At 65.4% G+C, this 13,680-nt stretch carries 13 protein-coding genes; 9 read left to right on the top strand and 4 right to left on the bottom strand.

Translation table 11 applies throughout. The annotated features are described in order from the left end of the window. The first annotated feature begins 75 nt into the window (after nucleotides 1-75). The 5 genes from THPRO_RS08865 (at nucleotide 76) to THPRO_RS08850 (ending at nucleotide 4,219) form a co-directional block, all read left to right on the top strand. Nucleotides 76-459, top strand: coding sequence for a hypothetical protein (locus THPRO_RS08865; protein WP_052064131.1), 384 nt, complete (start codon nucleotides 76-78; stop codon nucleotides 457-459). A 199-nt stretch (nucleotides 460-658) separates the two neighbouring features. Continuing rightward, nucleotides 659-835 (top strand): hypothetical protein, encoded by a 177-nt coding sequence (locus THPRO_RS16990; RefSeq protein WP_161489958.1) that lies wholly within the window; start codon nucleotides 659-661, stop codon nucleotides 833-835. Nucleotides 836-1,150: 315 nt separating this feature from the next. Beyond that, nucleotides 1,151-1,381, top strand: a complete 231-nt coding sequence (locus THPRO_RS08860) for a hypothetical protein (RefSeq protein ID WP_145930777.1) — start codon at nucleotides 1,151-1,153, stop codon at nucleotides 1,379-1,381. 59 nt (nucleotides 1,382-1,440) lie between these two features. Beyond that, on the top strand, nucleotides 1,441-2,526 hold the full coding sequence (locus THPRO_RS08855; RefSeq protein WP_201786967.1) for an AraC family transcriptional regulator: 1,086 nt from the start codon (nucleotides 1,441-1,443) through the stop codon (nucleotides 2,524-2,526). 181 nt (nucleotides 2,527-2,707) lie between these two features. Continuing rightward, nucleotides 2,708-4,219 (top strand): YdgA family protein, encoded by a 1,512-nt coding sequence (locus THPRO_RS08850; protein ID WP_065089515.1) that lies wholly within the window; start codon nucleotides 2,708-2,710, stop codon nucleotides 4,217-4,219. A gap of 7 nt (nucleotides 4,220-4,226) precedes the next feature. Here THPRO_RS08850 and THPRO_RS08845 read toward each other — a convergent pair whose 3' ends face one another. Beyond that, nucleotides 4,227-4,475 (bottom strand): DUF1127 domain-containing protein, encoded by a 249-nt coding sequence (locus THPRO_RS08845; RefSeq protein WP_038088028.1) that lies wholly within the window; start codon nucleotides 4,473-4,475, stop codon nucleotides 4,227-4,229. A gap of 163 nt (nucleotides 4,476-4,638) precedes the next feature. Between THPRO_RS08845 and THPRO_RS08840 the strand changes: the two genes are divergently transcribed. Beyond that, nucleotides 4,639-5,553 (top strand): LysR substrate-binding domain-containing protein, encoded by a 915-nt coding sequence (locus THPRO_RS08840; RefSeq protein WP_065089513.1) that lies wholly within the window; start codon nucleotides 4,639-4,641, stop codon nucleotides 5,551-5,553. A gap of 188 nt (nucleotides 5,554-5,741) precedes the next feature. On the opposite strand, the gene THPRO_RS08835 is transcribed toward THPRO_RS08840, so the two are convergent. Continuing rightward, a complete protein-coding gene (locus THPRO_RS08835; protein ID WP_038088032.1) occupies nucleotides 5,742-8,687 on the bottom strand; it encodes a bifunctional diguanylate cyclase/phosphodiesterase in 2,946 nt (981 codons plus the stop codon). 321 nt (nucleotides 8,688-9,008) lie between these two features. Between THPRO_RS08835 and THPRO_RS08830 the strand changes: the two genes are divergently transcribed. Beyond that, nucleotides 9,009-9,527, top strand: a complete 519-nt coding sequence (locus THPRO_RS08830) for a gamma-glutamylcyclotransferase family protein (RefSeq protein WP_038088035.1) — start codon at nucleotides 9,009-9,011, stop codon at nucleotides 9,525-9,527. 31 nt (nucleotides 9,528-9,558) lie between these two features. Here THPRO_RS08830 and THPRO_RS08825 read toward each other — a convergent pair whose 3' ends face one another. Together THPRO_RS08825 and THPRO_RS08820 are read right to left on the bottom strand one after the other, a co-directional pair. Next, nucleotides 9,559-9,732: a PCP reductase family protein gene (locus THPRO_RS08825; protein WP_038088038.1), complete on the bottom strand. Its 174-nt coding sequence runs from the start codon at nucleotides 9,730-9,732 to the stop codon at nucleotides 9,559-9,561. A 183-nt stretch (nucleotides 9,733-9,915) separates the two neighbouring features. Beyond that, nucleotides 9,916-11,190, bottom strand: a complete 1,275-nt coding sequence (locus THPRO_RS08820) for an ABC transporter substrate-binding protein (RefSeq protein ID WP_038088041.1) — start codon at nucleotides 11,188-11,190, stop codon at nucleotides 9,916-9,918. Nucleotides 11,191-11,616: 426 nt separating this feature from the next. On the opposite strand from THPRO_RS08820, the gene THPRO_RS08815 reads away from it, so the two are divergent. After that, nucleotides 11,617-12,294: a response regulator transcription factor gene (locus THPRO_RS08815; protein ID WP_038088044.1), complete on the top strand. Its 678-nt coding sequence runs from the start codon at nucleotides 11,617-11,619 to the stop codon at nucleotides 12,292-12,294. 3 nt (nucleotides 12,295-12,297) lie between these two features. Continuing rightward, nucleotides 12,298-13,671 carry a sensor histidine kinase gene (locus THPRO_RS08810; RefSeq protein ID WP_038088048.1) on the top strand — a complete coding sequence of 458 codons (1,374 nt, stop codon included), beginning with the start codon at nucleotides 12,298-12,300 and terminating at the stop codon, nucleotides 13,669-13,671. Nucleotides 13,672-13,680: the final 9 nt, after the last annotated feature.

Below are 13,680 nucleotides of genomic sequence, written 5' to 3'. Positions count from 1 at the left end.
GACACTGCCCGATTTTCGGAACCGACGAGCCGGTGCCCACATTGCGGTCTGCCGACCGCACGGCGTTCCGGGGAGGTGAGTTGCACCCGCTGCGGATGCATCTTCAAGCTGCGCAAGGGCGAGGTCACGCATGTTCTCAAAAGGCCTCTGGGTTATCTTAAGACCGCGGCGTTCCTCCTGGTCATCGTGTTTTTCCTCAATATCTCGAATCAGGTGTTTGCGCTGCACCTGCCAGACAGTGTGTTGATGGCGCCGGTGGCGGCCTTCATGTGGGTGCTGGTCGTCCAGGCGGTGCATCACCATGTATTGAACGGCCCGTTTCCCGCCACATTCGAGGCGGAGGATGGGCGAAACGTGTTCACCCGGCTGCTGTTCTGGCTACCGGTGGTTGCCTATCTGTTCGTGGCACTGGCGTTGACCTGGGGTGTCCTGCGGGATTTCTTTGCCTGCATGCCGTGACCTTGGCGCCTGGTCGGTTCGAGGCAAGGCCCGCCGCCGGGGGGGCGGCCGGCCGATGTGACTGGCGCTGTCTATACTCCATGCAGTCCTGCGGCCTCTAGTTGCACGTTACGAGGCCGCCGGGACGGCCGAACCCTACGGTGAGCGATGTCGACCCATCGGCGCGGGTTCGTCATCTACCTGCATGGAGGGTACTGCGATGCCACTCGTAAGTACGGTAATCGTGATTCTGACCATCATCGGCCTCGCCATCGCGACCGGCGTGCTGGCCTCGACCGGCTTGACGACCGGCGCACTCGGCACGGGCACGCTGGCGGTCGTGGTGGTGTTTTTCACCTGGGCGGCCTTTGTGGGGGTGCGTAGCGGACCTGAGTGAGGGACGCGGGAACAGGACCGGCGGTTCGTTCCGCAAGCAGGCCCGGCACGATGCCGGGCCTGTTTTCTTGGAGGGGAGGATCGGATGCGTATGGGTATCGATAAAAATTATCGCTTTCCACGCGGCATATGGTAGATTGCTCGCGATCGAGGGTCAGACCAACCAAATACCGATTACGACAACTGGCTGGTGCTCGACAAGGGGCAGGATGGTGGCCCGTGTTGCGCGGGGCGGCATCCTGAATAACAAGGTTCTGGCGAGCGACAGGTGGTCACGCCGCCGCGCCAGGGCCGGGCTCACCATCTGGAGATGGCCATGGATGCTAAAACCGCCGATTTCAATCAGACCTCCGACGCCGGGGTTATCGATCTGGGCGCAGTGGATGCCGGGGCAGGCCGGACGATCATGATCATGGCGCTGACCGTAGGCGCGATCGGTTATCTGTCGAATATCATCGAAATGGGCGCGCACACGCACATGCCGATGTGGCTGCGGGCGATGGGCGCCTATCTGCCTCCGTTGGGCGCGTTGTTGGGCCTGATGTAGGCGAGGGCGGCCACCACGGCCGCCCGATCTCCCGCCGCCGTCCGTCGGCGGGAGATCGGATGGATCATCATGCAACCACACGGCGTCGACAAGACGCCTTCTCCTCCGCGATCGACGACTTGAACCGCTTGCCACGCGCTTGCGTGTCGGCTGAGTATTCGGGGCATTCCGCCGCGTGCCAGGGCTGGAGCAACGCCGGCGGCAATCCAGCAAGATCGGTCAGGATGCGGCGGCCTCCGACGGGCATAGTGAAGGCCGGATCGAGGAGGAGGATGGTGAAAGACGCTCGGACGGCCGCATACGCGCAACGCTTCGAAAGGGTGTTCGCCTACATCGACCGGCATCTGTCGGACGCGTTGTCCGTCGATTGCCTGAGCCAGGTGGCGAATTTTTCGAAGTTCCATTTCCACCGGCAGTTTTCGCAGTATGCCGGCATCAGCGTGACACGTTACATCCAGCTGATGCGGCTCAGGCGCGCCTCGTACCGGCTCGCGTTCGATGATCGTTCGCGGGTCATCGATATCGCGCTTGAGGCCGGGTTCGAAAATCCCGAGTCGTTCTCCCGGGCGTTCAAGCAGGCCTTTGGCCAAACGCCTTCTCAGTTCCGGAAATGTCCGGCCTGGCGGCCGTGGCATCAACGCTATCGATTTCCTAAGAGAGAGAGGACTCGGATGATGCAAGTGAAAATCGTGGATTTCCCGAATACGTCGGTCGCGGCCCTAGCGCATCGCGGCGCGCCCGATGGCGTGAACGAAACCGCCCTGCAATTCATCGCCTGGCGCAAGGCCAGTGGTCTTGCGCCGGTTGCGAGCAGCAACACCTACGGCATTGCCTACGACGACCCCGCGTCAACGCCGCCGGAGGCCTTTCGGTTCGATATCTGCGGCGCGGTGGACGAGGCGATTCCCGAGGATAATCCGCAGGGCGTGGTGAACAAGACGATACCTGGCGGACGCTGCGCCGTGGTCCGACATCTCGGTGCGCATCAGCGACTGGGCGAGGCAGCCTATTATCTTTATCGCGACTGGCTGCCGGCCAGCGGGGAGGAGCTGCGCGATTTCCCGCTGTTTTTCCATTACCTCAACCTGTTGCCGGAAACGCCGGAGCACGAGCTGGTCACCGACGTGTACCTGCCGCTGAAATGAACCCACCCGCAGTCGGTTGGGCGCGAGGCGTGCCGCGGGGGGCGGTGCCGGGGCCCGCCCGTCCTGCCGGTTATCCGAGGGGGTTCACATCTCCGCCGCATGCCCACACAATACCTGTGATCATGACGGGCGGCCGATGGCCGCATGCGCTTAGAACAATAAATCCGCAAAGGAGCTTTCCATGAAGAAGGCCATCGTATCGCTCGGCGTGCTGGCCGCGCTGCTCGTCGCCGCGGCCGCCTTCGGGCCGCTATACACCAACCGTATCGTCGACCGCCAGATCGCATCCGTGGTCGCCGGCATCAATGGGCAGGGCGTGTTCGAGGCTCGCTATGCGCCGGGCACGCATCGATGGTTTTCGCAGACGGACACGCTTACCCTGCAGCCGGTCGACCGCCCGTTCAAGGCTCTGCGCCAGGGCGAGGTGCGGCCGATCGTCCTGCATCTGCATATCGCCTACGGCCCCTTCCCCTTTGCCGCCTGGCGGCGCGACGGCGTGAGTCTGACGCCGGTCGGCGCGGTGGTCGACGCGCGCGTCGACGGCTTGGAGCGGCTGATGCGCAAGGCCGGCAGTCAGTATCGCCTGCGCGACGTGATCACGCTGACCGGCGGGAACGATTTCACCCTGCACGTGGCGGCCGGCAACATGCAGGACGGTCAGGGCGCGCTGCTGCATTGGTCCGCCTCCGAACTCGTGCTGCACCAGCGCGACGGGGTGCTGCACGGGGCTGGGCGCTCGGGCGAGCTGACGATCTCAGGCGGCTCGCAGGATGCGGCGCTACACGTCGATCCGGTCATGCTGGTCGTCGATCACCTGCGCATGGTCGACGGCCAGGCCATCGGCAAGCTGGCCTTGTCGTGGGGCGGGTTATCGGCCAGCAACATGCCCAATGGCAATCGCGTACCGCAGGACTTGCAGATGAACGGCCTGAAGATGGCGTTGGACACCCATCTCGCCGGCGGCATCGCGGCGGGCGATGCGGTCGTGTCCCTGGCCTCGATGAAGCTGAACCGTCATGGCGATGGTACTTCGCCGCGGCTGGCGGTACAGGGCTTCGAGATCAGCACCTCGTCCACGGACCCCAAGGGCGGCTACACCGATTCCCAGGTGTCGTGGAAGCTCGACAAGGTGGACGTGGGCGGGCAGTCCTACACGCCGGCGCGCATGTCGCTCGCGCTGGATCACCTCTATGTTCCCGCCCTGGTCGATCTGATGCAGCGCCTGCGCGAAAGCGAGCAGAGGCTGGGGCCACAGGATACGGCGGCCTCGCGGCAGGCGATGCAGCGCCTGCTGCTCGTCATGATGCCGCCCGCACAGGCGCTGTTGGCTCACCATCCGGTGCTGCGGCTCGACGAGCTGAACGTCGGCACGCCGCAGGGCCGGGTGACCGCAAGCGGTCGTGCGAGTCTTGAGCCTGTAGGCGGCTTGACGCCTTCGATCGCCACCCTGTCGCAGGATCTGGTGGCCGAATTCAAGCTCAGCACGCCGCCGGTGCTGGCGCGCCATGTCGCGGCATCGATCCTCGCCCGGCAGGGCGTGCCGCCCTACCAGCTGGCGCAGGCCTCCCAACAATATCTGGACAGTCTCAGCGCGCACGGCATGCTGGGCATGCACGATGGCGCCTACACCCTCGATCTCGGCTATCGCAACGGCAGCCTGACGCTCAACGGGCACCCGCTGGGCGGCGGCTGAGCCGGCCCTAGCGCCGACCGCTACGCCGCGCTTCTCGCCAATGCGCGAGGCGTGCGAGGGCGTCCGCATGCCAGGGCAACGCAAGGGCATCCAACAGGTCCTGGCGGTGGTAACCCAGGTCGTCCAATAGGTGGTCGTCGTAGGTCAGCAGCTGCTCCAGCATCCGGCGCTGTCGCCGGATATCCAGCCAGAGCGCTATCCGGCGGTGCAGTGCCATGCGCCATGGATGGTGCCGTCTGTGGTCGCGTTGCTTCATGGCAATACTCCCTTCGGCCCCGCCCGATCCGGGGGGCGGGGCCTGCGCGTGGTTGTGTCGTGGCTAAGGTTGCGAGTCTCGAGATGCAGGATGGGCTGGCAGGAGTGTTAATTCAAACGAAAAGATATATATTCAAGGTTCAGATTAATTGAAGGTTTGCGCGATGGCGTCACCTATCAAACCCGGCGGGACGCAAGCACGCAGCGCCTTGCCGCTGCTCGATACCGATGTGCTGCAATCCTTCGTGGCGATCGCCGAAACCGGTAGCTTCACGCGAGCGGCGCAGCAGGTATTTCGCACGCCCTCGGCCTTGAGCATGCAGATCAAGCGCCTGGAGGAAATGCTCGGGAAATCGCTGTTCGTTCGCGGTGCCCGCCGGGTGGCCCTGACGCCCGAGGGCGAACTGCTGCTGGGGTACGGCCGTCGCCTGTTGCGGCTCAACGAGGAGACGGTCGCGCAGTTTCTCGCCCCTGCGCTCGAGGGCCGCGTGCGTTTCGGCACCCCCGACGATGTCGGCACGCGAATCCTGCCGGATGTGCTGGCGCAGTTTGCGCGCAGCCACCCGGCCGTGGAGGTCGACGTGACCATGGGCGCCAGCCTGGTACTGCTGTCCCGGCTGGATGAGGGCGAACTCGACCTGATTCTGGTGACTGCCGATGGCGACGGAGAGCTGGCGGGTCGGGGAGAGGCGGTGCACAGCGAGCCTCTGGTCTGGACCTGTCGTGAGGGGGGGGCCGCGTCGCAGCGGACACCGATCCCTCTTGCGCTCGCCAACCATGGCTGCGTCTGGCGCAAGACGGCTTTGTCCGCGCTGGACCGGGCGGGACTGCCTTACCGTATCGCCTATACCAGCGAGCACTGCGCGGGCCAGGAGGCGGCCATGCTGGCGGATCTCGCCGTGGCGCCCTTCCCCGCCAGCCTCGTGCGTCCCCCGTTGCGGCGTGTGGGGATGGAGATTGGCCTGCCGCCGCTGGGGGACTATCAGGTGCGGCTGATCCGTCGCGCCGCTTGCGGGCCGGCCTGCGATGCTCTGGCGGGGCATGTCACCAATCGGTTCATGGCCGGAGGGCGGCATTGAAGTCCTGACCGCCATGTGCGCGAGACCATCACCGTGTGTGCACGACATCGTGCGGATCGGTGTCAAGTGTTAGCTTGCGGATTCCGTATTGGCCGACCATCGTCCCGACAACTCATAACGCACGCGGAATTCTGTGATCGACAAGGCCGGAATACGCATCCGCCCACAGCGGGCGGATGCCAGCCGTGTCAGGCGCATGCGGGGGGCGGCGGAGGTCCGAACAAGGCCTCGAAGGCCTCCGCGCGCAAGGGGCGGCCGAAGTGGAAGCCCTGCAACTCGTCGCAACCTTCCTGTTTCAGCGTCTGTGCCTGTGCCGCCGTCTCGACACCTTCAGCGATGACGGACAGATTCAGCGCCTTGGCCAAGCCGATGATGGATTTCACGATGAGTAGTGCGTCTTCGGCACGGCCGATTTCGCGCACGAAGGCCTGATCGATCTTGAGTGCGTCGACCGGGAACTGGCGCAGGTAGCTGAGCGACGAATAGCCGGTGCCGAAATCGTCGATCGACAGTCGCACGCCAAGATTTTTCAGCCCGGTGAGCTGCTCCAGTGTCGAGCCGCCGCTGTCGACCAGTCCGGATTCGGTGATCTCGATTTCCAGCCACTCGGGCCGGGCGCCAGTGAATCGAAGCAAGCGGCGCGTGCGCGCAACGTAGTCGGTTGCCTGCAATTCCTGGCTGGAGGCGTTGACCGAAATGACAAAGTCGTCGGGCAGTCTGTCGCGCATGCGCAGGCGCTGTTCGAGCGCGCGCTGCATGGCCCACTCGCCGACCTTCACGATCAGGCCCGTTTGCTCCAGCACGGAAATGAATGCATTGGGCGGCACGCGTCCATGCCCGGGCCTTTGCCATCGGATCAGTGCTTCCGCACTCGCAATCCTGCCGGTGCGGGCATCGATGCGCGGTTGGTACTCGAGATCGAACTGCTGTAGTTCGATGGCCGTTCTCAGGGCGGCTTCCAACGCGTAGCGTGCCTGCGCGGCGGTATCCTCGCCTGCGGAATAGAAGGCCGTATGGCGGTGCTGCTCACTGCTGGTCTGCACATGGGCGGCGAACAGCGCGTGGTGTACAAGGGTGTCGGCGTCTTCGGCATCGCGCGGATAGACCGCTACGCCGATGCGTACATCCGGATCGACCGCCTCGCGCCCGATGACGATCGACCCGGCAAGTGCGGTGTGGATCATGCGCAACGCGGTCACCAGATCGCCGGTGCCTTCGAGATCGCTAATGACCAGGCCGAAATCGTGATTGCCGAGTCTCGCAATGTGGTCGGTCAGCGCCACGCCCGGAACGCGTTCGAGCGCGAGAGCGCCCAGTCGCGAAGCGGTTTCGAGCATCAGCCGGTCGCCGACCGCGCGGCCCATACGGTCGCTGATGGCGGGCTGATTCACCACGCTGATACCCAGTACGGCGGTATGCCGACGATGTCTTTGCGCGCGGTGCAGAGCCTGCCGCAGACGATCCTCGAACAGGTCGCGGTTGGGCAGCTGGGTGAGGGTGTCCCAGTTCGCCAGGAAACTGATCTGTTGGTCCTTGGCAATATGTTCCAGCCCCAGCGAACTGTCCGCTGCCAGTTCATCGAGCAGGGTGATTTCCTGTTCGTCGAAATAGTCGTGTTCGCGTGCATAGAGCACCAGCACACCCACGGTCATGCCGTGAACGCGCAACGGAAAGGCGGCCGCCGAGCGGATGCCGACGGCGTTCAGCTCTCGGCGCCAGGGCGTCAGGCGCGGATCGTCCTCGACATGGTTGGCGATCTGCGGTTCGCCGCTGCGGATGGCATTGCCGGCCAGGCCGCGCCCTTCCGGGTGTTCTGGGTCGAGCGAGACTCGGATCGCATCGAGGAATTCGCCCGCATCGCCAGCGTGCGCCTTGAGGCCGAGGATGTCGCTGCCCTGTTCGATAAGTCCGGCCCAGGCGAAGCCGAAGTGCCCTTGCTCGACCACGATGCGGCAGGTCTCCTGCAGTAACTGGTCGCGGTCGCGAATGCGGATGATGGCGCCATTGATGGCGCTGAGCATGCGATAGATACGATTGAGGCGTGCGATGCGTACGCGATGGATTTCGTCCTCGCGAATACGGGCCTCCAGCGCGCCGGCCATATCGTCGAAGGCGCGGCCCAGGGCGATGATTTCGCTGGGACCCGTACGTATGCCGGTACGCACGGCATATCGTCCGGTGGCGATCATGTCGGCCGCACCCATAAGGCGTCTTACCGGACGCAGTATCAGCATACCGCCGCTGTACCAGGCGAATGCAAGCGCGGCCAGCGCGAAGACGGCAAGTACGCCGAGGTTCCAATAGAACGCATGGGCGGCATCCCGCATCGCCGTAGCCAGTGGGATGGCGACGATGATTTGCGGCCCGTCCGGCATCGCCTTTGCGTCCAGGGCAGTCGAGGTGACCGCCCATTCGTGGCCGTCGAGCCGCGTGCGGCCGGTCCAGGACGTCGCCTGTCCGAGGTGTGGCTGTATGCGCTCCAGCAACGCACGGGCATCGCTGCGGCTTTGCGCAGAATCCGGGTAGCGCGCGAGCACATGGCGGTCATGGCCGAGCAACGTGAAGAAGGCGCCCGGTGGCAGGGGTGTTTGCGACACGCTGTTGGTGAACCAGTGCTGGGGCAGCGTGGCAAACAGGATATGGTGCAGGCGCCCCTGCGAATTTGCGAGCGGATAAAGGGCCGTGAGTACGCGCGGTCCGCCTTGCGCGGATACGCCCTGATTGCTGAGCCGGAAGCCCATATCGGATGGATCGTCCGCGTCGGTGATGATCGGGTGATCGATCGTGCGGCTACCCGGCTTGTGCATGCTGCACAGAATCTTGCCGTCCGCACGCGCAATGCCGATTTCATTGAAGCGCGCCAGTACGCGATCCGCGTATTGCGGCAGGAGGTTGCGACATGTGGCGCCTGATTGCACCATTTGCGGAATTCTGGCCAGCAGGTCGAGCGTGACATGCGCCTCGTTGAGCATTTCGATCTGGTTGGCGGCCTGCGCCTGGATCAGGGTCAGCGCGTAGCGCTCGGCTTCGTTGCGAATGGCGTCGTGCTGGATGCGGCCGACGATCAGCATCAGACCGAATGCGGGCAGCAGCGTGAGTCCGATCAGGAGCAGCAGCCGGCCGCGTAGGCTCATCTGGCTGGCAGCCTGCTATCTTAGTGTTCGCTGCGGCCGGTCGCAGCGGGTTCGCGGCGATGCCGTGGCGGGAGTGCTGATTTCATGCGCGTTTTTCTCTTTGACCGGTATGGTCGTTTCAAGGATGCGCAGGCTCCGCTGCGTCATGGTCGCTCGCTACCGTCGCTAGGATAATTCATAAGAATATCTTATTTCCAGTCGGGGTTTGGACCTGCTCGATGGCGGGCCGCCCGCGACTCGCTGATCGACGGACTGGTTTCTCGTGGCTGATCAACGAATCATGATATCGGTGCGGCAACCAACCCACCCAGGGATGCGGCGATGGAATTGACGACAGAGAAGCAGGTGCTTTATTTCGCTTACGGCTCGAACATGGCGAGTGCGCGACTGCGCGCGCGCGTACCCTCGGCGCGCGCCTGCGGCATCGGCCGCTTGCGGGGGCACCGGCTGACCTTTCATCTGCTCAGCGGCAACGACGGCTCGGCGAAATGCGATGCCTGCGCAAGCGGACGCGAAGCCGATGAGGTGTATGGCGTCCTGTTTTCCCTGGCAGCGTCCGAGCTGGCGATTCTGGATCGGTTCGAGGGTCTGGGCGTCGCCTACGAGCGCGTATTGCTGGGGATATCGCCCGAACGCGGCAAGCCGGTGCAGGCGCATGTTTACCGCGCCTTGGCAGCGATGCCGGGTTCCCTGCCTTACGACTGGTACAAGACGCATGTCGTGCGCGGCGCGCGCGAGCACGGACTGCCCGAGGAGTACGTGGCGTGCCTCGAAGCGGTTCCGGCGCGTACCGATGCGGACGCCGCACGGCGCGCGCGCGAACTGGCGATCTACGCATGACCCGTATGTCCCGCCATCGTGTGAACAGGTCCTAGCCCATCAAGCGGGATTTCTGGCTTTCGATGAAGGCGGCGGTGACCCGGCTCTCGCCGGCTTCGCGTGCGGCTTTCTCGATTTTCGCCTGGGCCATGGGGCGCACGAAGGCAGGCATTTTTTCCAGTCGCTGGCGGGCGTCGTCGTCCCAGGGCAGGGATGCGTCGTTCATGGCGGCTCCTGTGTCGGTGATTTGCGCAATGCCCGTGAGGGGCGGAGAACTGTCGCAATATCCGGGCCAGCCGCAGTGCGGCGGCACACGGTGGTTCCGCGTGCCGCCGGCATGTCGTCAAGCCGCCAAGAGGGGGCATGTTGTGCGATTCCCGACATGGCTGCAGCCGTGCCGGGGAGCGGGTCAGCCGTGTGCGCCGATGGCGGCGATCCGTTTCGCGCTCAGGGTTTCGACCGGGACGATCTTGCCGTCCTTGACGCGCCAGACGACCATCGGCCCCTTGACGTCGCCGGTGGTGTCGAAGTGCAGCGCGCCCGAGGCGCCGATGTAGCGGATCGGCTTGCCGGCCGCGAGCAGTTTTTCGGCCTTGCGGAAACCGCGCACGGAGGCGTAGACCGCGGTGCCTTTCGGGTCGGTGACGCGCGGGATCATGTCGCGCACGCGTGCGCCGGTGACCGCGCCGTCCGCCTTGGCGGCATAGGCCGCGAGCGCTGCGATGGCGGTCGCGTCGTAGGTCGAGGCATCGTAGGACTCGCTCATGGCGTGCCCGTAGCCGCGTTTGAAGGCCTTGGCGACATAGCCGAGGCTACGGGTGCGGGTGTTGCCCGGCACGGTGCCCCAGGTGTGTCCGTCGAGATAGCGGCCGCCGATGGCATCGACGAACTGCGGCGCGTGCAGAGCGTCCGGGAACAGATAGGTATGCGGGCCGCCGGCGCTGATCCATTCGCGCACGATCACCTCGCCGGTGTTCGGGTAGCCGACCAGGAACAGCGCCTGGGGATGCCCCTGCATGGCTTGATGCACCTCGCTGCGGTAGGAGGGCTGGCGGGGATTGAAGGCGACGCTGGCGGTGACCGTGCCGCCCATGGCCTTGAATTCATGCTCGAAGCGACCGGCCAGGCCGCTACCGTAAGGATTGTTGAGATACATCACGGCGACGCGCCTGAGCTTGGCCTGCTGATGGGCGACATACGCCATGGCCACGCCCTGCAGGGCGTCGGACGGCGCGGTGCGGAACCAGTAGCCGCCGGTCTTGCCTTGCTGGGCGAGCGTGGTGAACGCCGGCGAGGTGGAGGACGGCGAAATCTGCACGACATGGCCCGGCGCGGTCACCGAGGTCAGTATCGCCATCGACACGCCGCTGGACGAGGCGCCGACGATGGCCGGCACATGATCGAGGTCGACCAGCTTCTTGGCGGCATCGACGCCGATGGCCGGCTTGGTCTGGCTGTTGCTGATCACGGCCTTGAGACGGCAGGCGCCGGGCCCGCCGGCCTTGTCTATCTGTTGAATGGCGAGCTGTGCCATCTGCACGTTTTCCTGCCCCTGCGCGCTCAGTTCGCCGGAGGTCGGCAGCACGATGCCGATGGGTATCGTGCAGGCGGCATGCGCCATGAGGGTAGTGAGCGGAAAGGCGATCAGGCTTCGTGCGGCGATGCTTTTGAGGCGATGATTCATCCCGTGCTTCTCCCTTTTTGCGTGACGGTTTTGTGCCATAAAGACAAATGATCGACCACGTCGGACTTGGCGGGTTCAGACGGATGTCGCGTGCTTGCGTCGGGGAGTGGCGAGATGCGCGGTCGTTGGCGGGTTTTCCCCGCCGCAAAAAAAAGGCCCCGCTAAGGGGGCCGAAACAGGAGGAGAGCTAGGGGTCTCGCCTGAGGTGATTGCGTGAGCTGGCGCCGGGACGGGATGTCGGCGATGGGCTTCCTGATGCTTGCCGGTCATGCCGTCCTGCGATGGATGCAGTATCCGCGCCCGCCCTGCAAAGGTGGGTGTGGAATGGGTAAAGCTATGTAAATCGGAACGGTGCGCTGCTGCCGTGCGGCGCTGGGTGTGGCAGCATGATTTCGGGCAACAGGGAACGGACGGACCGATATCAAGATGAACCGTGTATTGCTGATCGACGACGACGAGGAGCTGTGCGAGATGCTCGCGGAATACCTCGAGGCCGAGGGCTTCGAGGTCGCGGCCGCGCACAATGGCGAGGAGGGCGCGCAACAGGCGCTTGCCGGTGATGCCGATGCGGTGGTGCTGGACATCATGCTGCCGGGGCAGAGCGGCCTGGAATCGCTGCGCCAGATCCGCCAGCAGTCGCTGGTGCCGGTGATCATGTTGACCGCCAAGGGCGACGATGTCGACCGCATCGTCGGGCTGGAGCTCGGTGCCGACGATTATCTGCCCAAGCCCTGCAATCCGCGCGAGCTGGTGGCGCGGCTGCGTGCCGTGCTGCGGCGTGCGACGCCGGGCATGGCGCGCGACATGCTGCAGGTTGGCGATGTCACCATACGCTCGGCCGAGCGCGTCGCCGAATGGGCCGGCGAGCGCATGGCGCTGACCAGCACCGAATTCAACCTGCTGGAGACGCTCGCGCGACAGGCCGGACGGGTGGTCAGCAAGGAAGAATTGTCCGAGCGTGTGCTGGGGCATCCGCTGTCGCGCTACGACCGCAGCGTGGACGTGCACGTGAGCAATCTCAGGCGCAAGCTCGGGCAGCTGCCCGACGGGCGTTCGCCGATCCAGACGGTGCGCGGCATCGGCTACCAGCTCGTGGCGGTATAGTCCGTGGGGCGGTTGTTCTGGAAGATATTCCTCGGTTTCTGGATCGTGCAGATCGCCATCGGCGCCGCGGTCGGCGCCGCCGTGTATCTGCACAACCAGGCGCGCATGCGCGAGATCACCGACGTGGCCGGCGGCCCGCAGGTGGATTTCGCGGTGACCTCGGCGGCCACGGTGTTGCATCTCGGCGGCGTGTCCGCGCTGCGCGAGCTGTTCACCAGTTCCACCTTCTGGCAGCACTTCCCGGTGCTGGTGGTCAACGAGAAGGGCGCCGACATCTTCGGCAGGCCGGTGCCGCAGAATGTGCTGAGCAAAGCGCAGGCGGCGCTGGCCGCCGGCGACGCCGGCCCCGGGCTGCGGCTGGTTGCCGCGCCCGACGGCAAGCGCTACCTGATGTTCATTCCCATCGAGCTGCGTGTGCATCCGAGCGCCGCCGCGCGCGCGGCGCTGGTGCGCGACGAGCTGATCGTCAGGCTGGCGGCGGCGGTGGCCGCGAGCCTGCTGTTCAGCCTCGGGCTTGCCTGGTATCTGACTCGTCCGGTGCGGCATCTGCAGCGCGCCACCCGCGCGCTGGCGGCGGGGTCGCTGGATACCCGTGTGCAGCCGAGCATCGGTACGCGCCGCGACGAGATCGCCGATCTCGGCCGCGATTTCGACCATATGGCCACGCGGCTGCAGGCGCTGGTGACCGCCCAGCAGCGTCTGCTTCACGACGTGTCGCACGAGCTGCGCTCGCCGCTGGCGCGCCTCGGAGTGGCAGTGGCGCTGGCGCGCCAGCAACCGGAAAAACTGGAAACGGCGCTGAACCGCATCGAGCGCGAGAGCGCGCGCCTGGATGAGCTGGTGGGCGAACTGCTGACGCTTTCGCGCATGAATGCCGGCGTGGACATGGGGCCCGAAGCGGAGGTCGATCTGGCCGCCTTGATCGGCGAAGTGGTCTCCGACGCCAATTTCGAGGCGGCCGAAGGCCGCGCAGTGACGCTGGAGTGCCGCGGGTCGCCGCATCTCATGGGGCGCGAGGAATTGCTGCGCCGTGCGCTCGAAAACGTGGTGCGCAACGCCCTGCGGTTCTCGCCGCCCGGAGGCGAGGTGTCGGTGGTGGCCGGCGAAACCGGTGGTGAGATCGTGATCCAGGTCTGCGATCGCGGGCCGGGCATGAGCGAGGCGCTGATCGAGACGGTGTTCGAGCCCTTCGTGCGCGGCGCGCAGTCGCCTACCGGGGCGCGCGCCGGCTACGGCCTGGGTTTGGCCATCGCCAAGCACGCGGTGGAAACCCACAAGGGTGCGATCGCGGCCGAGAACCGTGCCGAAGGCGGCTTGTGCGTCACCCTGCGTCTGCCGGCCGGTGTGCCCGCCCTGCCCGCGCCGAAATCGGCCTGACTCGGTCAG

It is taken from the genome of Acidihalobacter prosperus (assembly GCF_000754095.2).
Taxonomy (GTDB): Bacteria; Pseudomonadota; Gammaproteobacteria; order DSM-5130; family Acidihalobacteraceae; genus Acidihalobacter; species Acidihalobacter prosperus.
Note: the sequence above shows the minus strand (reverse complement) of the source record. Positions and strands in the feature narration are given on the sequence as shown.